The following is a 23,500-nucleotide window of genomic DNA, read 5'->3' on the forward strand; positions in this document are numbered from 1 at the left end:
CATGGAAAAATCAATTTTAAATTTTAACGAGAATAATAAAAATTATGATTTGTATCGAGAAAATCATGAAAATAAATTCTATACACATTACGAAAAAGAGAAAATAGTTAAAGAAGTTGTCATTTCAATAGCCTATGATTCTGATATTTATAACTGATCACATGGTGAGGTAACAAAATCTGAAACAATAAACTATAAATCTTTAAAACCTGAACCAGATGGTTTATTTTGTGAAAAGATCTTTGGTCCTGTTAAAGATTATGAATGTGCATGTGGAAAGTATAAAAAAAGCAGATACAAAGGAATTATTTGTGAAAGATGTGGTGTAGAAGTTACAACATCATCAGTTAGAAGAAAACGTTTTGGTCATATTTCACTTTTTGCTCCAATTGTTCATATTTGAGCAATAAAATCAGCTCCTTCAAAATTAGGGCATGTTTTAAATATAAAATTACGTGAACTTGAAGAAGTAATTTATTTTGTTTCATATATAGTAGTAGATCCAGGCGATACCCAACTAAAATTTAAATCAGTTTTAGATCAAGCAACTGCTGCTCTTGAATTGCCAAAAATTTTAAAAAAATTATTAACAACCCTTGATAAACAAACGCAAGTTAAAGATATTCAAAAATGTCAAACTTATTTAGATTTATTTGAATCATCACCATCAAGCATTACTTTTAGTTTTGAAGTTATTGCTAAATTCTTACAAAAACATACCGGTTTAGAATTTGGAATCGGTGCTGACGGAATTTCTAAAATCTTAAGAAAAATCGATTTAAAAAAAGAAATCCAAGCTGCAAAAGCGCTTTTGAATAAGTTAAATATTACTGAAGTAAGAAAAATTTTAAAAAGATTAGAAACTTTACAAGCTTTTTATAAATCTGGTGTTCCACTTGAAAATATGATTTTCAATGTTATTCCAGTTATTCCACCAGAATTAAGACCAATTATTCAATTAGATGGGGGTCGTTTTACAACAAGCGATATAAACGATCTATACCGTCGTGTTATCTTAAGAAATCAACGTCTAAAAAAAGTTATCGATTATGCCGCACCTTCAATTATTATTAACAACGAAAGAAGAATGCTTCAAGAGTCAGTTGATGCTTTATTTGATAATGCTAAAAAACTGAAACCATTTTTAACTAAAGAAAAACGTATTCTTAAATCTTTAAGTGAAAACTTAAGAGGAAAACAAGGAAGATTTAGACAAAACCTTTTAGGAAAAAGGGTTGACTATTCAGGAAGAAGTGTTATTGTTGTTGGACCAGATTTAAAAATGAATGAATGTGGTCTTCCAAGCGATATCGCATTGACACTTTACAAACCTTTTATTATTCATGAATTATTAAAACGAAAAATAGCTCAAACAACAAAAGGAGCAGATAAATTAATTCAAAGTCGTGATTCGCGAATTTGAGAAACGGTTGATTGTGTTATTCAACATCGCCCCGTTATTTTGAATCGTGCTCCAACCCTGCACCGTTTAGGTGTTCAAGCATTTAATCCAAAAATTATTAATTCAAAAGCGATAACATTACATCCATTAACAACAACAGCTTTTAATGCTGACTTTGATGGAGACCAAATGGCGGTTCATTTACCATTATCACAAAAATCTGCTTATGAAGCTGAAACACTTTTAATCGGTTCAAAGCATATTCTTGGATTAAAAGACGGCAAACCAATTGCAGTCCCAAGTCAGGATATGATTTTGGGGATTTATTACTTAACCTACGTTGACCAATTTGTTGAAGATGATATTTTTGTCTTTTCAAGTCAAAAAGAATTAAAATTTGCCCTTGATCAAAAATTAATTAAATTACATCAATTATGTTTAATTACTGTTTCAGATTTTGATGATACAAAAATAGCAATTAAAAATAAAGAAACAAGCAATTTATACCTTTTAACTACGCCAGGTAAAATAATATTCAATGAAACTTTAGATTCAATTAACTATATTAATTCTGTTGACGATATCAATAAATTTAATCTAAAAAATCTTGTTCATTTCACTGATGATCAAAAAAGTCCTTATTTAACTTTTAAAGATAAACAAACATTAGTAAATTATTTAAGACAAGAACATACCCCTTATTCTCCGATTGTTAAAAAAATGATTATTTCTCTAGTTGCTACTTTATATGAAAAACTAGGTGATGAAACTTATAAAGTTCTTGATAACATCAAAAACCTTGGTTTTAAATATTCAACAAAATTAGGAGCAACTGTTTCTATTTCTGACTTTGAATTAAACAATCAAAATAAAAATAATCAAAAAGTTAACAAAATTAAACAAGAGTTAATTAAAAAAGCCGACGAAACTGCTAAAAAATATAAAGACTTATTAAAACGTGGGTTCATTACTGAAAAAAACCATTATGAATTAATCGCTGATTTATGAATGGGAGTTAAAAATAAACTTCAAACTGAAATGGAAAAACTTTTCAGAGATCAGGCAACGAAAAAAAATGCCATTTATATGATGGTTGATTCAGGAGCTCGGGGAACATTAGCTAACTTTACCCAACTTGCAGGAATGAGGGGATTAATGACCAATCCAAAAGGAGATATTATTCCAGTTCCGATTAAATCATCACTTCTTGATGGTTTAACAGTAAGTGAGTTTTTTATTTCAACCCATGGGGCAAGAAAAGGATTAGCTGATACAGCTGTTAAAACCGCTGACTCTGGTTATTTAACAAGAAGATTGATCGATGCGACACATGATGTTACTATCCTTGAGGATGATTGTCATACTACACGTGGTTATCGGGTTCAAGAAATTCGTGACACTAAAACAAACGCTTTAATTGTTCCATTAGAAGAAAGAATCATTGGTCGTTATTCATTGCATAGAATAACTGATAAAAATGATAAAGTTATTATTGACGCTAATGAGTTTATAACTAAACAAATCGCTCAAAAAATTATTAATGCTGGTATTAAAGAAGTTGAAATTAGAACCGTTTTTGGATGCAACACTTCTTATGGTTTATGTCGTAAATGTTATGGTTCTTTCTTAGCAAACAATAAACCAGTTGAAATTGGAACAGCGGTTGGAATTATTTCAGCTCAGTCAATCGGAGAACCTGGAACGCAGTTAACGATGAGAACCTTCCATACTGGTGGGGTTGCTGATCAGGCTGATATTACACAAGGATTACCAAGAATTAAAGAATTATTTGATGCTACAAAATCAAAAGGTCAAGAAGCGATTATTTCTGAAGTTGATGGTGTAGTTGAAGAGATCACTACTAAATCAAGTCGTTCATACAAACAAACAATCGTTATTCGTTCAACCTTCTTAAATAAAGATAAAGAAACAGAATCATATCAAGTAGCAGCTAATATTCCATCTGAATCAATTTTAAGAGTAAAAGTCGGAGATAAAGTAAAAATTGGTCAAAAATTAACTGACGGAGCGATTGATTTAAAAAAACTATTACATTTCTCTGATATTTTTGCAGTCCAAGATTATCTTTTAAAAGAAGTTCAAAGAGTTTATCATTTACAAGGAATTGAAATTGCTGATAAATATATTGAAATTATTGTTTTCCAAATGCTTGAAAAATTTGTTATTTTAGATCCAGGGGATAGTAGTTTCTTAATCGGATCATTTGTCAGCATTTATGACTTTAAAGAAGAAAATAAAAAAGTTTTACTTGCTAAAAAAAGACCAGCTTTTGGTAAGATAACATTATTTGGAATTAAAAAAGCTCCATTAAAAAACCGTTCTTTCTTAAGTTCAGCATCGTTCCAAGATACAACAAGAGTTTTAACAAACGCTGCTATTGCTCGAAGCGCTGATAAACTTTATGGAATTAAAGAAAATGTTATGGTTGGTAATTTAATTCCAGCTGGAACAGCGGTTCAAGAGTTAAATGAAGATTCATAAAATTTAAATATAATTAAAAGACAAGAAAATATATACAATTTATCAATAGTTTCTTATAATATTAAAGAAAAAAATAATATGCCAACAATAAATCAGTTAATTAATAACCCAAGAGTTAAAAAAAAGAAAAAAGCAAAATCTCCTGCTTTAAAATACACTTACAACACTTTAAAGAAAAAACAAACCAAAATTAATTGTCCACAAAAACGGGGCGTTTGTTTAAGGGTCGCTACTATGACACCGAAGAAGCCTAATTCAGCATTAAGAAAATATGCTAGGGTAAGACTTTCAAATGGTGCTGAGGTAGTTGCTTATATTCCTGGTGAAAAACACACCCTTCAAGAACACTCAGTTGTTTTAATGGAAGGGGGACGGGTAAAAGATTTACCAGGGGTCCGTTATCACATTGTTCGTGGTGTTCTTGATGCATCACCAGTTGCTGCAAGAAGACAAAGTCGTTCATTATATGGAGCTAAAAAACCCAAAACCAAAAAAGCTTCTGAAAGTGAATAATTAATTTCTAGTTAATTTTTTAAAATAATAACAATACAATGAGAAAAAAAGTAGTTAAAATTAGACCAATAACTCCAGATTTAGTCTATTCATCAAAGTTAATAACTAAAATGATAAACTATATCATCAAAGATGGTAAAAGACATCTTGCTTCTAAAATTTTTTACAATGCAATGGACATTGTAAAAGAAAAAACAAACCAAGACCCCATTTTAGTTTTTAATCAAGCTGTTAAAAATGCGATGCCGCAACTTCAACTTAAATCAAGAAGAATGGGTGGAGCTACCTATCAAGTGCCAATCGAAGTGTTACCAAGAAGACAAATCATTTACGCTTTAAAATGGATTCAACAAGAAGCAGAAAAACGTAAAACCCATCATACGATGGAAGAAAATTTAGCAAGTGAAATTATTGATGCTTATCATAATTCAGGTGGTGCAGTTAAAAGAAAACGTGATGTTCATCGCCGCGCTGAAGAAAATAAAGCATTTGCTCACTTTAATTGATAATCGCTTTAAATATAAATATATATAAGTTAAAAAATTTACATGAAGGATAACAACAATAAACTTATTCACCTTCGTAATATAGGAATTGCTGCCCATATCGATGCTGGAAAAACGACAACAACTGAAAGAATTTTATTTCATACTAAAAAAATTCACAAAATTGGTGAAGTTCATGAAGGGGAAGCACAAATGGACTGGATGGTCCAAGAACAAGAACGAGGCATTACAATAACATCAGCTGCTACAACCATTTTTTGAAAAGATTGTACGATTAATATTATTGACACTCCTGGACACGTTGACTTCACGGTTGAAGTTGAAAGAAGTTTAAGAGTTCTTGATGGAGCTGTTACAGTTCTTGATGCTCAATCAGGGGTTGAACCACAAACTGAAACAGTTTGACGGCAAGCAACTAAATATCATGTTCCACGAATTGTTTTTGCGAATAAAATGGATAAAATTGGCGCTGATTTTGATAAATCATGCGCTTCATTAAAAACGAAACTAGCAGCGAATGCCCATCCAGTTCAATTACCAATTGGTGCTGAAAGCGATTTTGTTGGCGTTATTGATTTAGTTGAAGAAAAAGCTTATTATTTTGACGGTTCCCCACAAGAAAATATCGAAGTTAAACCAATTCCTGATGATTTAAAAGAAAAAGCACAACAACTTAGAATTAAATTAATTGAAGAAGTTGCTCATTATGATGATGAGTTCATGGTAACATATCTTGAAAACTTACCGATTACACCTCAACTTTTAAAAAAAGCGGTGCGGACAGCGACTTTGTCTGGTAAATTTTTCCCAGTTTTCTGCGGTTCAGCTTTTAAAAATAAAGGGATTAAACCGCTCTTAGATGGAGTTATCGATTACCTACCATCACCACTTGATGTTGGTGCTGTTAAAGGTTTTGATGTTGATGATCATTCAAAAGCGTTAACAAGAAATCCAGTTATTGAAGAAAAATTATCAGCGTTAGCCTTTAAAATTATGGCTGATCCATACGTTGGAAGATTAATCTTTACAAGAATTTATTCTGGAAAAATTGAAAAAGGAACCTACGTTTATAATTCAACTAAAAACGTTCAAGAAAGAATTAGTCGTGTTATTAGAATGCACGCTAATAAAAGGGAAGAATTAGATTGCGCTGAAGCTGGCGATATTGTTGCTTTGATTGGTTTAAAATCAACAATTACAGGCGATACTTTATGTGATAAAAAAGAACAGATCATTTTAGAGTCAATGAATTTCCCAGAACCTGTTATTTCTTTATCAGTTGAACCAAAAACCAAACAAGATCAAGAAAAAATAAGTCTTTCTTTACAACGTTTAAGTGATGAAGATCCAACTTTTCAATCATGGATCAACCAAGAAACAGGCCAAACAATTATTGCAGGGATGGGGGAACTTCATCTTGAAATTATTGTTGACCGTTTAAAAAGAGAATTTCATGTTAACGCTAATGTTGGTAAACCGCATGTTTCTTATCGTGAAACAATTAAACAAACCGGTCAATGCGAAGGTAAATACATTCGACAATCAGGTGGACGGGGACAATACGGACACGTATGATTTAAGTTTGAACCTAATCCAGGAAAAGGGTTTGAATTCGTTGACAAAATTGTTAGTGGAAAAATTCCTAAAGAATACATTAAACCAGCGCGTGATGGATTGGTAGCTGCCTTAAAAAATGGGTTATTAGCTAACTATCCTGTCATTGATATTAAAGCAACTTTATATGATGGATCATTCCATGAAGTTGATTCAAGTGAAATTGCGTTTAAAATCGCTTCAAACATAGCCTTTAAAGAAGCTAAAAAACATTGTGATCCAGTTATTCTTGAACCAATTATGAAGGTTGAAGTAACTGTTCCGCAAAACTATTTTGGTGATGTAATTGGGAATTTAACCGCAAGACGGGGTGTTATTGAAAAAACAGCCCAAGAAGGAAACGCTGAAGTAATCAGCGCTAAAGTACCTTTAAGCGAAATGTTTGGATATGCAACCGATCTTCGTTCCTTTACTCAAGGAAGGGGAATTTATGCGATGGAATTCTCACATTATCAAGAAACGCCACGTGCAGTTGCTGAACAAATAATTGAAGAAACAGCAAAACAAAAAAACAAACAAAAGTAATAACTTTTGTTATAATTTCATTGGTAAACTTTATTAATAAAATATAATAAACATTAACAAAATAACATTTATAAAAAAAGGAATAAATAAATAAATTGGCAAAAGAAATATTTAAAAGAACCAAACCACACGTTAATATCGGAACTATCGGTCACGTTGACCACGGAAAAACAACTTTAACAGCCGCTATTACTTATTATCTTTCAAAAAAAGGTGGTGCTAAACAAGTTAATTACGAAGAAATTGATAAAGCACCTGAAGAAAAAGCGCGTGGCATAACGATTAACACTGCTCATATTGAATATGAAACAGAAAAAAGACACTACGCTCACGTTGACTGTCCTGGACATGCTGACTATGTTAAAAACATGATCACTGGAGCAGCGCAAATGGATGGAAGTATTTTAGTTGTTTCAGCTACTGACGGACCAATGCCTCAAACACGTGAACATATTTTATTAGCAAGACAAGTAGGGGTCAAAACAATTGTTGTTTTCATTAACAAAGTTGATTTAGTTGATGATGAAGAAATTCTATCATTAATTGAAATGGAAATTCGTGAATTATTATCTAAATATGGTTTTGACGGAGATAATGCTCCAATTATCTATGGTAGCGCAACTGAAGCAATCAAAGGTAATAAAAAATACGAAGAAAAAATTCAAGAATTACTTGATGCTATCGATGCATCAATCGAAGTTCCAAAAAGAGCTGTTGATAAGCCTTTGTTAATCGCAATTGAAAACGTTTCATCAATTGAAGGAAGAGGAACAGTTGCAACCGGAAAAATTGAACAAGGAATTGTTAAATTAAAAGATGAAGTAGAAATCGTTGGAATTAGACCTACTTTAAAATCAGTTGTAATCGGAATTGAAATATTCCACAAAACATTAAACGAAGGTGAAGCTGGAGATAATGTTGGAGTATTATTAAGAGGAATTAACCGTTCACAAATTGAAAGAGGACAGGTTATTGTAAAACCAAGTTCAATTACTCCCCATCACAAATTTAGAGCAACTTTTTATTGTTATAAAAAAGAGGAAGGGGGAAGACATACACCATTCTTCTCAAACTACCAACCACAGTTTTATTTTAGAACCGCTGATATTACTGGTAAAGTTGAATTACCTGAAGGCGTTAAGATGGTAATGCCTGGCGATAACACTGAATTAATCGTTACTTTAATTCATCCAATCGCTATGAAAGCAAAAGATACATTCTCAATTCGTGAAGGCGGAAGAACAATTGGCGCTGGAACAATTAGTAAAATCATCGAATAATTTGAATTTTTTAAATTAATTTTATTCTTTCTTAGTTTTCATTGCACAAGCGACTATTCCTTGTGCATTTTTTATTTTAAAACTAAAAAATTTAAAAGCAAGATATTATGGACAATTTAAATTGAAATTTAGAAAAAATTTTAGATAAAAAATCTCTTTCAACCTTAAAAGAAGAGATGATAAAAGCAACAGACACTATAGTTAAACTAAAAGGTAAGATTAGTGATTCAGTTGAAAATCTTTCAACATTTTTAAAATCTTATCAAAATTTTAAAATTAACTTAGATTTAGTTTATGCCTATTTAGGTAATAAGGAAAATGAAGATTTAAGCAATATTACAAGTCAAAATCAATTATTAGAATTTTCAAGTTTTGAAAATAAACTTTCTTCAAAAATCATTTTTTGAAGAAATGAGTTATTGGACAAGAAAAGCGAAGTTTTAAATTTAATTAAAGATGATTCTTTAAAACTATATACAACTTATTTTGATCAGTTTTATTATTTTGACAAACATCGCTTATCAAACGAGGCTGAATCTGCATTACAATATTTATCAGAATATTTTAATTCTAATCACTCAACATTTTCAAAATTGACAAATGTTGATTTTAAATTTAAACCAATTAAAAAAGATGGGCAGTCAATTGATTTACATCCAGGCAACTATAGTAAATTTATTTCTGATGTCGATCCTAAGGTCCGAAAACAAGCCTATCAAAAATTTTGATCAGTATATTTTGATCATAAAACAGGATTAACAAATAACGCTTATTATCATTGGATGTTAACTGGAAAATTAGCGAAATTATATAAATATCCATCATCTTTAAAACAACATCTAGCAAGCGACTTTTTAGATCAGCCTTTTTATGATTTTCTTTTAGATCAAATTAAAAAAAATAGCAATCTTATTTATAAATGGAAACAAATTTTAGCAAAAGTGACAACAATCGACAATCCTTTTCCATGAGATTGAAGTGGTGATTTATTTCCAACAATTGAAGATAAATTTGAAATAGATGAAACAAAACAGTTAATAAAAGATGCTTTAGCAGTTTTAGGAGATGAATATCAAACAAAAATAGATTATATTTTTAACAATCAATTAATCAGTTGACTGCCGAAAAAAAATAAAAGAAGCGGTGCTTATTCATGAGGAGTTTGAGGAGCTGATCCATATATTTTAATGAATTGGAATGATAAATATTTGGATGCAAGCACTTTAATTCATGAAATAGGACATTCAATTCACACTCTTTTTTCATCACAAAATCAACCATACGTTTATCATTCATATCCAATCTTTTTAGCTGAAATTGCATCAATTACAAATGAACTTTTATTCGGGACTTATCAATTAAATCAAACAAATGATAATAATAAGAAAAAATTTATTCTTGAAAAATTAATCAAAGAATTTATCGCCACCGTTTATCGGCAAGGTCAATTCGCTGAATTTGAAAAAATTGTTCATGCAAAAATTGAAAATAATAAACCAATCAGTTATATTGATTTAAAAAAAATTGCAACCAGTTGCAAAAAAAATATTTACCAAAACTTGAAACTGAAAAAAAAGTCAATAAATATTCTTGACTGTGAACGATTTATGTTCCGCATTTCTTTTCAGATTTCTATGTTTTTAAATATGCTACAGGAATGATTGCAGCCGCTAGTTTTGTTAATAAAATCTTAACTGAAGGTGATAAAGGTAGAAATGATTATTTAAAATTTTTAAAATCAGGATCAAGCGATAAACCTTTCCAAATATTAAAAAATTGTGGCGTTGATTTAAACTCTGAAGCAACCTATACAAGGGCATTTAAATTTCTTGAATCATGGATAAACGATTTAAATAAAATAATAATATAGATAATAAAATAAAAAAACCCAATTTTAGAAAAAATATAATATAATTTAAAACGTGCTTAATTTCTTTTGTATATTATTTTATAGATAAACAACAAAATTATAAAAAAACGCCATCTTCTTAGATTGGCAATACAGTTAAAACTTTTATTTCAGGGTGAATGCAAAAATACATCTTTATGGAAAAATTAAAAATAAAATTTAAATCATACGATCATCGTAGTCTTGATCAATCAGTTAGTAAAATTGTTAAAAGTTTAGAAAGCAATGGTGTTCAGGTTTTCGGCCCGATTCCATTACCAACAAAAACGAAAAAAATAACAATCTTACGCTCGACCCATGTCCATAAAAATTCACGTGAACAGTTTGAAACAAGAACATATAGTAGATTGGTTGAAATTATCAATTTTAATCCAAATATTATTGATAAACTTCGTTCAACGAAACTTTCATCTGATATAAAAGTCGATATTAAAATTTAAAAAATTTCAAAAATATATAAAAACCCATCATGAAAGGTCTCTTAGCCAGAAAAGTTAAATCAGTACGATTCTTTACAAAAGATTATCGTTGAATTCAAGGAACTTTAATTGAAATTCCTGATAATTTCATCCTTGAAAAGAAAACAATTGAGAAAAATAACTATCAAAGTCTTAAACTTGGTATTGTTGATAAAAAAGTCAATTTATCAAACAAGCCTGAGTTGGGGATTTATAAAAAAATAGGTTTAAACACCCCCAAAAAATTTGTTAAAGAAATTAGAAATTTTGAGACAGATAAAAATTGTGGTGATAAATTAGATTTATCTATTTTTGCAGTTGGAGATTTAGTTGACGTTCAAACTCTAAGTAAAGGTAAGGGTTTTAGTGGTGTAATTAAAAGATGGAATCATTCACGTGGTCCAATGGGACATGGTTCAGGATATCACCGTGGTATCGGTTCTATGGGTTCTATTAATCCATCACGGGTTTTTAAAAATAAAAAAATGGCTGGACATCTTGGAAATCAGCTAACAACCGTTCAAAATCTTGTAATAGTTCATATTGATTTAGAAAACAAATATTTAATTGTTAAAGGATCAACTCCTGGCAATAATAATCAATTTGTAGTTATTAAATCAGCTGTAAAAGATAAAAAACATTATTTTAAACCATCATTGTTTGAAAACCCAGTTAAAAATTCTCAAGAAAGAGCTAATGTATAGATTTTAATTTGCAAAGAAACAATTACTATGGAAATTTCAGTATATAAAGAGAACGGACAAGTTGAAACAACATTAAAATTCGATTTTGTTAAAGATTTAGGTGCGAAAAATTACGATAAACTTGTTCATCAAGTTATCGTTTCAGAACAAAATTCAAAACGGCAAGCAACTGCTCACACCAAAACAAGAGGAATTGTTTCAGGTGGTGGGAAAAAACCATGACGTCAAAAAGGAACTGGGAGAGCTAGACACGGAAGTAATCGTTCTCCAATATGACGTGGAGGGGGAACGGTTTTTGGTCCGTTAAAGACACGTAACTATAAAACAAAAGTCAATAAAAAAGTTTACTATCTTGCAAAACTTTATTTAATGGAAAATTTCTTAACTAATAGTCATTTAACTAATAGTTGTTTTGTTTTCGAAGAAATGAGTTTCAGCGATTTCAAAACTAAAAATATGCTTGAGTTCCTTTCAAAATTTGGTTTAGAAAAAAACCATAAAAGAACATTAATTATCGTTAATAAAGAAGATAAAAACAGCAAATTAGCTGCAAGAAATTTACCATTTCTTGAATATAAAACATGAGATACAGTAAGTGTTTATGATCTTGCTGTTGCAAAATACTTATTTTGCGAGCTTCATGTTTTAGAAGCCTTTAATCAACAATTAAGTTTGGTATTTCCTAGTTTAAAACAACAAGCATCTCAATCACCAAAACAAGAAGTTTAAAAACTATCATCATCTTTTTCAATTTAAAAAAATCATTCTAATATGACAAGCGCTAAAATTACACCATCAACCGACGTTGCGACAACTCAACCTAAAAAAATTAAAACTGAGACAGTTGCAAAAAAAGAAAATCATGAAATCGATTATCAAAAATTCGATTTTTCAATTTTCTCAACAATTAAACGTTCTTGATTAACTGAAAAAGTTTACAAACAAATTAACGAAAAAAACATTTATGTTTTTGAAGTAAACAAAAACGCTAACAGTTCACAAATAAAACATGATTTTCAAATTTTATTTGATGTTGATGTTGAAAAAGTTAATGTTATAACAATAAAACCGCGCAAAAAACGTCTTGGTAAATATCAAGGTTTTAAACCAGGAATGAAAAAAGCTTACATTAAGTTAGCTAAAGGACAAAAAATTTCTGTCTTTGAAGAAGATTTAAAAGAAATACAAGAAAAAGAACAAGCGCTTGAAGCGAAGAAAGCGAAAGATAAAGTAATCGACGTTAAAGCAGAAGAATCAAAAGCAGTTGAGGAAACTGAAACTGCTTCTAAAAAAGATTCAAAATCAAAAATAGACAATCATGGCGATCAGAATAAATAAACCAATTAGTAACGGGCAAAGAAATCGAACTACTGTAAATTTCAGAAAAACGCTTTCTCAAAAAAATAAACCGTATAAACCATTAACAAAACATTTTGTTAAAAAAGCAGGTCGAAATAATCAGGGGAAAATTACCGTTCGTCATCAAGGCGGGGGCAAAAAACAGCTTTATCGATTCATTGATTTTAAAAAAAGAAAATACAATGTCCCTGGAACTGTTAAATCAGTTGAGTATGATCCGAATCGTTCTGCTAACATTGGTTTAGTATCATACGCTGATGGGCAAAAACTTTATACAATCGGTTATCAAGGAATGAAGGTTGGAGATAAAATAGTTAACGGCAGTGATAAACTAGATTCTGGTAATACTGTTGTTTTAAAAAATATTCCAATCGGGACTTTTGTTCATAATATCGAATTACAACCAGGACAAGGTGCGAAATTGGTTCGTTCAGCAGGAACAGGAGCACAAATAATTAGTAATAAAGATTCTAAATACACAATTATTCAATTGCCAAGTGGCGAAAGAAGAAAAATTTTAAATAATTGTCATGCGACAATCGGGGTTGTCGGAAACTCAAGTCACAACCTTGTTAGAATTGGAAAAGCAGGTAGAAATCGTTGATTAAATAAAAGACCAACCGTTCGTGGTTCAGCCATGAATCCAGTTGATCACCCCCATGGTGGTGGTGAGGGTAAATCACCAATTGGAAGAAAAGCTCCATATACACCTTGAGGTAAAAAAGCTCTTGGAGTAAAAACAAGAAGCAAAAAGAAACTTTCAAATAAATTTATTATTAGATCAAGAAAACCAAGCAGAAAAAAGAAATAGTTTAAAATAAAAGATTATGGCAAGAAGTTTAAAAAAAGGTTATTACGTTGAAGCGACTCTTTTAGAAAAGGTTATAACAGCTAAAAAAACAAACAGTAAAAAAATCATTAAAACATGATCAAGACGGAGCACTATCACTCCGCAATTTATTGGCTTAACCTTTGCTGTTCATAATGGGAAATTACATGTTCCTGTTTTCATAAGCGAAGAAATGGTTGGCCATAAATTGGGCGAGTTTGCTGAAACTAGAAAATTTCATGGTCATTCTGGTAAAAAACACCTATTCAAAAAATAATAGCAATTATCAATGGAAACAAAATTAAAAACAACATTTAACGGATCACCAAGAAAAGTTAGACTAGTGGTTGATTTAATTCGAAATAAACCAACCCACGATGCAATTAATATTTTATCTTTTACTGAAAAACGTGCCGCTAAAAATTTAAAAAAATTACTTTATACTGGCATAAATAACGCAATTAATAATTTTGCTATGGATATCCATAAACTTTATGTCAAATCAATTTCAGTTGATGAAGGCAAGAAAACAAAAAGACTTTTACCTGGATGTAAAGGTCGTGTTTATTTTCAATTTCGTCGTTCTTCAATTGTTAATTTAACTCTTGCTGAAAAAGAAGATCAACTTAAAAAAGTTTCTAAAAAAACTGCCCCATCTAAATTAGATAAAGAAAGTGATTCAGTTAACCTTAAAGAAGAAAAAGTCCTTCCATTAAAAAAAACAGCATCTAATAAAAAAGAAAAAACTTCTGATTCAAAAGAAAAAGTTTTAACAAAAGTTCAAAAAGATCCACAACCTAAACAAAAAGCAAAAATAGTAGAAGCAAAAGTTGAACCAAAACCAAAAACTGCTAACAAAACAAAAAAAGATTCACTAAATTCAATTAATAACCAAAATAAAAACAAAACAAATCCTTTAAAACATGGCAAATAGAGTTAATTCAAATAGCTTAAGATATGAAATAAATCGTAAATATCAATCGCGTTGATTTTTAGAAAAAAAAGACCGTGTAAATGCGATTTATGCTGATTATCAAATCAGAGAAACTTTGACAAAACTTTTGCCACCGCATAAAATTGGTTTAATTGAAATCGAAAGATTAGATAATTTAGTGATCATAACAATTCATACATCTGCTCCTGGTCTTGTGATTGGAAAAGATAATAAAAGACTTAATCTTTTAAAAGAAAAAGTTAAAAAATTTATTCCAAAATTAAACAGATTAGTGATAAATGTTAGTGAAGTTCAAAATGTTAATTCAAATCCTGAATTGGTTGCACACAGCGTTGCTGAACAGTTAGAAAATAGGGTTCCATTTCGAATAGCTCAAAAACAAGCAATTAAAAGGGCTAAATTTGCTGGCGTTAAAGGAATTAAAATTATTGTTTCAGGCAGACTAGCAGGTGCTGATATCGCTAGAAGTGAAACACATTCATTTGGTTCAGTTCCATTGCAAACATTTCGTGCTAAAATTGGTTATGCTGCTACAACAGCAAAAACAACTTATGGTATTATTGGGGTAAAGGTTTGAATTTATGATGATTTCATTGACAGTTCAAAACAACCTTCAAAATCTAGATTTAACAAAAACGCAAAATGAGGCGATCGCAAAAAACAACCTTATCAAGACAAACGTGGATATGGAAATGAAGGAAATAAGAATAAATTTAGATCAAATTATTCACAATCTTCAAACCAGCCTTTTAAACCAAATCAATCTAAAAACTCATCAACATCAAAAACTAATCATCAAAAAAAATAATTTATCATGTTAATGCCTAAAAAAACAAAATGAGCCAAACCTCATAATGTTAAATATGAAAAACCAGCAAGCAGTTGTAATACGGTTGTTTTTGGAGAATGAGGTTTACAAGCAGTAGATGGCGGTTGAATCACTAATAATCAAATCGAAGCATCAAGGGTTGCAATGAGTCGTCTTATTCGAAAAGGGGGAAAATTATGAATTAGAATTTTTCCTCATATGTCGAAAACAAAGAAACCATTGGAAGTAAGAATGGGGAGCGGAAAAGGTTCACCAGCTCTTTGAGTTGCTCCTGTTAGACCAGGAACTGTTATGTTTGAAATTACAGCAAACAGCGATGAACAAGCAAAATATGCTTTAAGCATTGTGAATCATAAACTACCTATCAAATGTAAAATAATTAAAAAAGCAGATTCTAACTTGAAATCTAATCAACTAACTTAAAAAAGTAAAATATCTCTATGGATCGGAATGAATTAATTAAAAAAACACCGCAAGAATTAGCTAAATTATTGTTTGAATTAAAACAAGAATTATTTGTTTTAAAATTTCAAGCTTCAATGGGTAAATTAGAATCACCTGCTAAATTTAAAAACCTTAAAAAAGAAGTTGCAAGAATCTTAACAATTCAAATTGAACAAAGTCGTAATCTTAAAAGAATCCCTAAAACTAAAAAAACATTAGAAAAAATCCGTTTAAGAAAAGAACAACAAGAAGCGCGTGATGTCCCTGACGATAAAAAAGAAAAAAAACGTTCAATTTTAAAATTAAACCAACTAAATCAAAACAACAAAAAGAAGATACTAACAAAACGAATAAATAACCATGCTTAATAAAAATGAAATAAGTCAATTTTTAGAATCCTTTAAGCAGTATAAAAAAGATCATTTAGCAACTGCTAAAAAAGTTCATAAAAAAACTCTTTACGGTGAAGTTGTTTCTGATAAAAATGATAAAACAATTACTGTTTTGGTTAAAACCGCTAAAATTGCTCCATATTATAAAAAAAGATATTTTGCAACTAAAAAATATTTAGTTCACGATGAGAAAAATTTAGCAAAATTAGGCGATTTTGTTAAAATTATAGAATGTAGACCATTATCTGCTCGCAAAAGGTTTCGTCTATTGGAAATAAAAACATCACATCAATTAAAAGAAAATAAATAATTAACATGTTACAGTCATTATCAAAAGTAAAAGTAGCCGATAATTCTGGAGCGAAAGTAGTTGGAATTATTAAAAATTTAGGTTCAAGTCGAAAAAGATACGGAAGAGTTGGCGATATTGTTGTTTGTTCTGTTAAAAGCGCATTACCAAACGATCAAGTTAAAAATCATCAAATTACAAAAGCTGTTATTGTTCGGACAAAAGCACCTATCCATCGTAAAAACGGCGAAACAATTTATTTTTCAGAAAATGCTGTTGTTTTGATTCGTGATGATTTAACAACAAAAGGGACAAGATTATTTGGTCCAATTCCGCGTGAAATTAGAGAAAAGGGATTCTCAAAAATTATTTCATTAGCAGTCGAGGTGGTTTAAAATGCAAAAAATAAAAGTTGGAGATAAAGTTATTGTAATAGCAGGCACTCATAAAGGCGAAACAGGAGCTGTTAAAGCAATTGATTTTAAAAAAAATCGGATTCAAGTTGAAAAATTAGCAATTCGAAAAAAACATCAGAAAAGAAGTCAAAATGATGAAGGTGGAATTGTGAGCATCGAGGGGACAATCGCTTTAAGTAATGTTATGATTTATAACGAAAAAAATAAAGCCCCTGATAAAGTCAAGATCGTTTACAATAAAACTAATAAGGTTCGTTATTACAAAAAAACAAATTCACAGATTAAATAATATGAAAATCGCTGAACAATTTAACCAAAAAAAAGTTAGAGAACAATTTCTTAACAATTTTAAAGACCAGTTCCATTATCAATCAATTATGGCTGTTCCAAAAATTGAAAAAATAGTCATAAATGTTTGTGATAAAAAAATGTTAAGAGATAAAAAGCTAGCGAATGTTATTCAAAAAGATCTAACTTCTATTACTTTACAAAAACCAATCCTTATTAAAGCGAAGACTTCAGTTTCTAATTTTAAATTAAGAAAAGGGATGCCAATCGGTTTTAAAGTAACTTTAAGATCGAAATTAATGGCACAATTTTATTACAAGTTAGTTAATATCGTTCTTCCAAATACAAGGGATTTCTATGGTCTTCCAGCTAAAAGTTTTGATAAAAAAGGCAGTTATGCCTTTGGAGTTAAAGAACAATTAGTTTTCCCTGAATTAAGTTATGATACATCAACTTATTTCTTTGGGATGGATATTGTTATTGTAACTTCTGCTAAAACACCACTTGAAGCTTACCATTATTTAAAAGCGACAGGACTACCATTAAAACCATTACCAAAAAAAGAAATTCAAGAAAAATAAAATAGATAAAATCTTATGGCTAGAAAAGCATTAATTAATAAAGCAAACAAATCTCCGAAATTTTCAACAAGACAATATAATCGTTGTAAACTTTGTGGTCGGCGTCATGGTTATTATCGTCAGTTTGGTATTTGTCGAATTTGTTTAAGAAAATTAGCATACGAAGGGAAAATTCCAGGATTAAAAAAATCAAGTTGATAAAAAAATAAAATATTATGGTCAATCATCAAATCGCAGATTTATTAGTTAGAATCAGAAACGCTTATCTTGTAAATAAGCATTCTGTTTTTATTCCTTATTCAAAAATGAAGGAAAAAATTGTTAAAATTTTATACCTTGAAAAATACATTGATGACTATCGAGTAGTTAAAAAAATTACAAACACTAACAATAAATCAAAAACTGCTAAGTTTAAAAGCATTCAAATTAAACTTGGTTATTACAAAGACAAAAGTATCATTGTTGGAATTAAGCTAATTAGTAAACCCGGGTTAAGAGTTTATGCTCCTTATCGAAATATTCCAACTGTTCACAGTGGTTTAGGAACAGTTGTTTTATCAACTTCTTTAGGAATTTTAACTGACAAACAAGCAAAAATTAAAGGAGTTGGAGGAGAAGTTTTATTTAATATTTGGTAATTAAATAACAAAAAGCAAAAAATATGTCAAGAATTGGAAATAGAAGTTTAAAAATACCAGAAACAATTACAGTTGAACACGATTTAAAAAAACGTTTTATTAAAGTTACTGGTAAAAATGGTTCAGATAGTTTAACTTATCCTGAAGGAGTGATTGTTGAAATTGAAAATAACGAAATAAAAACCAAATTTAACGCCATTAATCGTCAAAATAGAAAAAGTTATGGAACAATAAATGCTTTAATTTTGAATATGTTAAAAGGGGTTAATGATCTTTATTTTAAAGAATTACAAATAGTTGGAGTTGGATATAATGCTCAATTAAAAGGTAATATTTTAACTTTAAGATTAGGATTTTCCCATCCTATTCATCTTGAAGTGCCTAAATTAATTCAAGTAGAACTGCCATCAAACACTCAAATTAAAGTTTCTGGTATCAATAAACAAGAAGTCGGTCAATTTGCTGCAAAGATTTGAAGTTTATACAAACCTGAACCTTATCGTGGTAAAGGGGTGTTATATAAAAATGTTCCAATTTTAAGAAAACAAGGAAAAACATCATCAAAATAATCTTAAATAGTATATGAAACCAAAAAATTTATCAAATCGAAAAATTCGTCATTTACGAATTAGAAAAAAAGTCTACGGAACAGAAGCAAGACCACGTCTATGTGTTTTTAAAAGTAATAAATACCTTTATTGTCAAATTATCAATGATGAAAAAAACTTTATTATTTGCGGTAAATCAACAAAATCAATTCCCCTTGAAAATAAAAAAACATTAGAAGCAAGTAAACAGTTAGGAATCGAAGTTGCTAAACTTTGTCAAAAATTTAATATCACTAATTTAGTTTTTGACCGTGCTGGTTATTTATATCATGGTAAAATTAAACAATTAGCAGATACTATTCGGCAAGAGGGGATAAAAATATAATTTAAGTTTAACATGAATGATATGAACGAAAAAAATAAAAATTTAAATCCAACAACTAACGATCAAGAAGTTAATGAACCTGATAATTTAGAAGACACTATTTCAACTCAACCTTCAGAAAGCGTAGTTAAAGAAGAACAGGCACAACCTGATTTTCATCAAGTTAAAGTAGTTTCTGATGAAGCAAAACAAGATTTCAAACGGCAAGGGAAACCGACTTTTGAATACGATTATAAAGTTATTAAATTAAGAAGAGTTGTTAAAGTTGTTAAATCAGGAAGAAGATTTGGATTCACAGCTTTAGTTGTGGTTGGAAATAATAAAGGATCAGTTGGTTATGGAACCGCTAAGGCTGGAGAAGTTCCGCTTGCTATTCAAAAAGCTAGAAAACAAGCTTTAAAAAACATTATCGTTATCCCAATTAATAAAAACCAATCAATTGATTTAACCGTTGCTAACCATTATGGAGCAAGTAAAGTTCTAATTAAACCAGCTAAACAAGGAAAAGGGATTATTGCAGGTGGTGCTGTAAGACCGGTTTTTGAATTAGCAGGGGTAAAAAATGTTTATTCTAAGATTTATGGTTCAAAAAATCCTTATAATGTTTTAGGTGCATTATTTAAAAATTTTGTTGAACTTAAAGATACATTAGAAATTCATAATTATCGAATTAAGAATTTAAAAGTTAAACACCAACCTAATTTCAATCAATCGCTTAATATTTAAAAAATTGTTATGTTAGATTCATATTTTAGTCAATTAAAAGTAAATCGTAAACCAAAAAAACGAAAAGGGAGAGGGATAGCCGCTAACCAAGGAAAAACCTGTGGTCGAGGCCAAAAAGGTCAAAAAGCACGGAGTAAAGTTCGAATTGGTTTTGAAGGTGGTCAAACTCCACTTTATCGTCGTTTACCAAAAAGAGGTTTTAATAACTTTAATAAAAAAGAAGTTACAATCATTCAAAGTTCTTTAATTAATCAAAATTTTTCAACTGGCCAATCAATCACCCTTGAAAATTTAAAGACAACAAATTTAATTCCAAGTCATGTTAAACGAGTTAAAATTCTTAACAACGCTGACTTGAACAAAGATTTAAGTTTTTCAGAAGATATTAAAATTTCAAAATCATTAATCAAAAAATAACCACTTTTTATTTTTTATTTTAAGATTCTATAAGATACTCATCAAAAAGAAAAAACTTTTTAAATGAAACGAACATCTTTTATTCAAACGTTTATAGCTTGTTTTAAAATAGCAGATATTCGTTGAAAGATTCTATTTACGATTATGGTTTTAGTCGTTTTCAGAATCGGTTCTAATATTATGCTACCAGGATCGCAAGATAATGTTAGTGATAACGGGACCAATACCTTCTTTGGGATGATGAGTATGTTAGGTGGTGGTAACTTACGGAGATTAAGTGTTTTTTCATTAGGGGTATCTCCTTATGTTATGGCAACGATTATCACCCAATTGTTATCAGCTGATATTATTCCATCATGAACAAAGATGGCTAAATCTGGTGAATTAGGTCGAAAAAAACTTGACTTAGTTGCCCGTTTCTTAACCATTTTTATTGCTATTATCCAGGGTTTTGCGATTCTGTTTACGATGAAATCACAAAAATACGTCGATACTTCAACTGCTGGGTTGATGTTGGATGTTGTTATTATCGTTGCAGGATCATTTATTGCATTGTGATTAGGAGATCAAATTTCAGCTCACGGTATTGGTAATGGAACTAGTATGATTATCTTTTCAGGAATCATTGCTAATATTCCATGAAACTTTGTAACTATTTTTGATATTTATTTTGGAGCAGGAGCTGCTTCATCTGCAGCTGCCTCTGGCTTTTCGCCTCAATCAATTTTTTTAGGTATTTTAAATATCATTGTTATTGTTATTTTAATTCCAATCATTATTATTTTAACTATTTATTTAACACAAAGTTTAAGAAAAATTCCAGTTCAACAATTAGGTTCAGGTATTTCTTCAAGCCCCGTCAGGTTAAACTATTTAATGTTTAAAATTAATTCAGCTGGGGTTATTCCAGTCATTTTCGCATCCTCACTTCTTTCTATCCCTTTAACTATTTCAGGTCTAATCGCTAAAGGGACACCCGCTGATTATTGAATTAATATGTTTTTTTCTGTTTCATATGTTCCAGGGTTAATCTTTTATTTTATTTTAACTATTATCTTTACTTTTTTCTATTCTCATATCATGATTAAACCTGATGAATTATCAAAAAATTTACAAAGAAACGGTAGTTATATTCCTGGTATAAAACCTGGTTTAAATACAGAAAACTACATCGTCAAGGTTTTAAATCGCTTAAATTTAATTGGCGGGATTGCGTTAGCGTTAATAGCATCAACTCCTTATTTAATTTTTATCATTATTAAAATACCGTCAAACATGGTCTTAGGTGGAACTGGGATTATTATTATGGTTGGGGTTGCTATTGATGTTGTTACACAATTAATCGGAAGAGTTAAACAAAAACAATATGTCCTTCTTTCTCAAAAAGCGAAATCTGAATTAAAACAACAAATCAATCTTGATCAAGAACCTGAAGCATATAATCCATATCTTAACAAAACAAGCAGTCATTTAGATGATGAAAAAAGTAAAGAAACTGTCTTTGATGACGATAAGGATGATAAGAATAAAAAAGGAAGCGATTCATCAACTATTTTATGATAGTTCAATCTTAAAAATATGGGCGAAATCATCTTAATCTTTGGACCCCCAGGCGCTGGAAAAGGGACCATTTCAAATTTTTTAGAAACAAAATACCATTATTGCCATTTTTCATGTGGTGATAGTTTAAGAAATATTGATAAAAACCACCCATCTTATTTAACTATTAGTCAAAAATTAAAAAATGGCGAATTGTTAAACGATAACATTATTAATACTTTTTTTGATCAACAATTAAAAAGTATTTTGTCAGATAACAAAAAAATTGTTATTGAAGGATATCCAAGAACAATTGGACAAGCTCAATTTTTTGATCATTGATTAAAAGATAACAATTTGAAGTTAAGTTATGTTTTTAATTTAGTTATTAGTCAAGAGTTAATTTATCAAAGAATTGTTAATCGTTTAATATGTCCTAAATGCGGTGCAGTTTATAATCTTAAGTTTTTAAAACCTAAAATTGAAAATGTTTGTGATAAATGTTCATATTCGCCCCTTTTAAAAAGAAATGATGATAATTTTGAAACAATCAAAACAAGAATTAGTCAATATCATCAAAAAACTTCACCAATTATTGAATATTTTATCAACAAGAAATATAATTTAGTTAAGATCGTTGAGGATCATTTTGATAATTTGTCAGATTATTTTAGCAAAATAGAAAACTTATAATTGCATGAAGTTTATAAAAAACAAAGAAGAGATAAAATTAATGGAAAAAGCTGGAGAAATTCTAGCCCAAGTTCATCAATTGTTAACAAGCAAAATAAAAGCCGGAGTTAGTTTACTTGAACTTGATACCATTGCAAAACGCTTTATCGCTAAATCAGGCGCTAAATCAGCCTTTTTAGGGTATAATGGTTATCAGCATGTCCTTTGTACCTCAGTTAATGATACCGTGATTCATGGTATCCCAACAGTCTACAAGTTAAAAGATGGTGATTTACTATCAATTGACGCAGGAGTATGTTATAAAGGCTATTTTTCAGATGCTGCTTTTTCAGTTGTTGTTGGACAAAAGAAAACAGATCTTCAAACTAAATTGCTTGATGTTACTAAAAATGCTTTAGAACTTGCGATTCAAGAAGCAAAGCCTGGCGTAAATCTTAAATATATAGGCAAACTAATTGAAGATTATGTTCTTAAAAATAATTTTTATGTCGTTAAAAGTTATTGTGGACACGGAATTGGGACCAGTTTACATGAAGAGCCGATGGTTTTAAATTTTTATGAACCAGAAGCTGGAGATTTTATCCTTCAAGAAGGGATGACAATCGCGATTGAACCGATGGTAACAGTTAATGATGTTGATTTATATGTTGCAGAAGATGGTTGATCGGTTAAAACCGAAGATCAATCTTTATCTTGTCATTTTGAACACACAATTTTAATCCAAAAAGAAAAAAACAAAATTTTATCAAAACTTTAATT

General features: G+C 29.8%; 28 protein-coding genes and 1 pseudogene. All 29 read left to right on the forward strand.

Annotated elements, in window-relative coordinates:
* Nucleotide 1 precedes the first annotated feature (1 nt).
* Nucleotides 2-3,904: a DNA-directed RNA polymerase subunit beta' gene (rpoC, locus tag JRW51_RS00865; RefSeq protein WP_322948450.1), complete on the forward strand. Its 3,903-nt coding sequence runs from the start codon at nt 2-4 to the stop codon at nt 3,902-3,904.
* A gap of 78 nt (nt 3,905-3,982) precedes the next feature.
* On the forward strand, nt 3,983-4,417 hold the full coding sequence (rpsL, locus tag JRW51_RS00870) for a 30S ribosomal protein S12 (RefSeq protein WP_250328804.1): 435 nt from the start codon (nt 3,983-3,985) through the stop codon (nt 4,415-4,417).
* 38 nt (nt 4,418-4,455) lie between these two features.
* Complete coding sequence (gene rpsG, locus JRW51_RS00875) at nt 4,456-4,926, forward strand: 30S ribosomal protein S7 (RefSeq protein WP_250328805.1); 471 nt, start codon at nt 4,456-4,458, stop codon at nt 4,924-4,926.
* A gap of 39 nt (nt 4,927-4,965) precedes the next feature.
* Nucleotides 4,966-7,062, forward strand: a complete 2,097-nt coding sequence (gene fusA / locus JRW51_RS00880) for an elongation factor G (RefSeq protein WP_250328806.1) — start codon at nt 4,966-4,968, stop codon at nt 7,060-7,062.
* Nucleotides 7,063-7,157: 95 nt separating this feature from the next.
* The gene (gene tuf, locus JRW51_RS00885; RefSeq protein WP_250328807.1) at nt 7,158-8,342 is read left to right on the forward strand and encodes an elongation factor Tu; all 1,185 of its coding nucleotides are present in this window, start codon (nt 7,158-7,160) and stop codon (nt 8,340-8,342) included.
* Nucleotides 8,343-8,518: 176 nt separating this feature from the next.
* Nucleotides 8,519-10,212: pseudogene (gene pepF, locus JRW51_RS00890) on the forward strand (oligoendopeptidase F).
* Nucleotides 10,213-10,388: 176 nt separating this feature from the next.
* Complete coding sequence (rpsJ, locus tag JRW51_RS00895) at nt 10,389-10,691, forward strand: 30S ribosomal protein S10 (protein WP_250328808.1); 303 nt, start codon at nt 10,389-10,391, stop codon at nt 10,689-10,691.
* A gap of 29 nt (nt 10,692-10,720) precedes the next feature.
* Complete coding sequence (gene rplC, locus JRW51_RS00900; protein ID WP_250328809.1) at nt 10,721-11,413, forward strand: 50S ribosomal protein L3; 693 nt, start codon at nt 10,721-10,723, stop codon at nt 11,411-11,413.
* Between the two features lie 27 nt (nt 11,414-11,440).
* Complete coding sequence (rplD, locus tag JRW51_RS00905; RefSeq protein WP_250328810.1) at nt 11,441-12,142, forward strand: 50S ribosomal protein L4; 702 nt, start codon at nt 11,441-11,443, stop codon at nt 12,140-12,142.
* Between the two features lie 42 nt (nt 12,143-12,184).
* A complete protein-coding gene (rplW, locus tag JRW51_RS00910) occupies nt 12,185-12,751 on the forward strand; it encodes a 50S ribosomal protein L23 (RefSeq protein WP_250328811.1) in 567 nt (188 codons plus the stop codon).
* Nucleotides 12,732-13,583, forward strand: coding sequence for a 50S ribosomal protein L2 (gene rplB, locus JRW51_RS00915; RefSeq protein WP_250328812.1), 852 nt, complete (start codon nt 12,732-12,734; stop codon nt 13,581-13,583). Before rplW ends, rplB begins: the two co-directional genes overlap by 20 nt.
* A gap of 16 nt (nt 13,584-13,599) precedes the next feature.
* Nucleotides 13,600-13,878: a 30S ribosomal protein S19 gene (gene rpsS / locus JRW51_RS00920; protein ID WP_250328813.1), complete on the forward strand. Its 279-nt coding sequence runs from the start codon at nt 13,600-13,602 to the stop codon at nt 13,876-13,878.
* A 12-nt stretch (nt 13,879-13,890) separates the two neighbouring features.
* Nucleotides 13,891-14,535 carry a 50S ribosomal protein L22 gene (rplV, locus tag JRW51_RS00925; RefSeq protein WP_250328814.1) on the forward strand — a complete coding sequence of 215 codons (645 nt, stop codon included), beginning with the start codon at nt 13,891-13,893 and terminating at the stop codon, nt 14,533-14,535.
* Nucleotides 14,525-15,364, forward strand: a complete 840-nt coding sequence (gene rpsC / locus JRW51_RS00930; RefSeq protein WP_250328815.1) for a 30S ribosomal protein S3 — start codon at nt 14,525-14,527, stop codon at nt 15,362-15,364. The genes rplV and rpsC overlap by 11 nt, the downstream gene beginning before the upstream one ends.
* Before the next feature lie 6 nt (nt 15,365-15,370).
* Nucleotides 15,371-15,808 (forward strand): 50S ribosomal protein L16, encoded by a 438-nt coding sequence (gene rplP, locus JRW51_RS00935; protein WP_250328816.1) that lies wholly within the window; start codon nt 15,371-15,373, stop codon nt 15,806-15,808.
* Between the two features lie 17 nt (nt 15,809-15,825).
* Nucleotides 15,826-16,197, forward strand: coding sequence for a 50S ribosomal protein L29 (gene rpmC / locus JRW51_RS02790; protein WP_416234517.1), 372 nt, complete (start codon nt 15,826-15,828; stop codon nt 16,195-16,197).
* Between the two features lie 55 nt (nt 16,198-16,252).
* A complete protein-coding gene (gene rpsQ, locus JRW51_RS00945) occupies nt 16,253-16,531 on the forward strand; it encodes a 30S ribosomal protein S17 (RefSeq protein WP_250328935.1) in 279 nt (92 codons plus the stop codon).
* Nucleotides 16,532-16,536: 5 nt separating this feature from the next.
* Nucleotides 16,537-16,905 (forward strand): 50S ribosomal protein L14, encoded by a 369-nt coding sequence (gene rplN, locus JRW51_RS00950; protein WP_250328817.1) that lies wholly within the window; start codon nt 16,537-16,539, stop codon nt 16,903-16,905.
* 1 nt (nt 16,906) lies between these two features.
* Nucleotides 16,907-17,215 carry a 50S ribosomal protein L24 gene (gene rplX, locus JRW51_RS00955; RefSeq protein WP_250328818.1) on the forward strand — a complete coding sequence of 103 codons (309 nt, stop codon included), beginning with the start codon at nt 16,907-16,909 and terminating at the stop codon, nt 17,213-17,215.
* Between the two features lies 1 nt (nt 17,216).
* Complete coding sequence (gene rplE, locus JRW51_RS00960; protein WP_250328819.1) at nt 17,217-17,795, forward strand: 50S ribosomal protein L5; 579 nt, start codon at nt 17,217-17,219, stop codon at nt 17,793-17,795.
* 15 nt (nt 17,796-17,810) lie between these two features.
* Nucleotides 17,811-17,996: a type Z 30S ribosomal protein S14 gene (locus JRW51_RS00965; RefSeq protein ID WP_250328820.1), complete on the forward strand. Its 186-nt coding sequence runs from the start codon at nt 17,811-17,813 to the stop codon at nt 17,994-17,996.
* A gap of 14 nt (nt 17,997-18,010) precedes the next feature.
* Nucleotides 18,011-18,433, forward strand: coding sequence for a 30S ribosomal protein S8 (gene rpsH, locus JRW51_RS00970; RefSeq protein ID WP_250328821.1), 423 nt, complete (start codon nt 18,011-18,013; stop codon nt 18,431-18,433).
* 23 nt (nt 18,434-18,456) lie between these two features.
* Nucleotides 18,457-19,002 (forward strand): 50S ribosomal protein L6, encoded by a 546-nt coding sequence (gene rplF, locus JRW51_RS00975; protein ID WP_250328822.1) that lies wholly within the window; start codon nt 18,457-18,459, stop codon nt 19,000-19,002.
* Nucleotides 19,003-19,015: 13 nt separating this feature from the next.
* The gene (rplR, locus tag JRW51_RS00980) at nt 19,016-19,366 is read left to right on the forward strand and encodes a 50S ribosomal protein L18 (protein WP_250328823.1); all 351 of its coding nucleotides are present in this window, start codon (nt 19,016-19,018) and stop codon (nt 19,364-19,366) included.
* 21 nt (nt 19,367-19,387) lie between these two features.
* Nucleotides 19,388-20,092: a 30S ribosomal protein S5 gene (gene rpsE / locus JRW51_RS00985; RefSeq protein WP_250328824.1), complete on the forward strand. Its 705-nt coding sequence runs from the start codon at nt 19,388-19,390 to the stop codon at nt 20,090-20,092.
* Nucleotides 20,093-20,101: 9 nt separating this feature from the next.
* Nucleotides 20,102-20,509 carry a 50S ribosomal protein L15 gene (rplO, locus tag JRW51_RS00990; RefSeq protein ID WP_250328825.1) on the forward strand — a complete coding sequence of 136 codons (408 nt, stop codon included), beginning with the start codon at nt 20,102-20,104 and terminating at the stop codon, nt 20,507-20,509.
* Nucleotides 20,510-20,572: 63 nt separating this feature from the next.
* The gene (gene secY / locus JRW51_RS00995; RefSeq protein WP_250328826.1) at nt 20,573-22,072 is read left to right on the forward strand and encodes a preprotein translocase subunit SecY; all 1,500 of its coding nucleotides are present in this window, start codon (nt 20,573-20,575) and stop codon (nt 22,070-22,072) included.
* Nucleotides 22,073-22,087: 15 nt separating this feature from the next.
* A complete protein-coding gene (locus tag JRW51_RS01000; protein ID WP_250328827.1) occupies nt 22,088-22,741 on the forward strand; it encodes an adenylate kinase family protein in 654 nt (217 codons plus the stop codon).
* Nucleotides 22,742-22,745: 4 nt separating this feature from the next.
* Nucleotides 22,746-23,498, forward strand: a complete 753-nt coding sequence (gene map / locus JRW51_RS01005; protein ID WP_250328828.1) for a type I methionyl aminopeptidase — start codon at nt 22,746-22,748, stop codon at nt 23,496-23,498.
* Nucleotides 23,499-23,500 lie beyond the last annotated feature (2 nt).

Origin of the sequence: Mycoplasma sp. SG1 (genome assembly GCF_023612375.1) — a bacterium.
GTDB lineage: Bacteria > Bacillota_I > Bacilli_A > Mycoplasmatales > SG1 > SG1.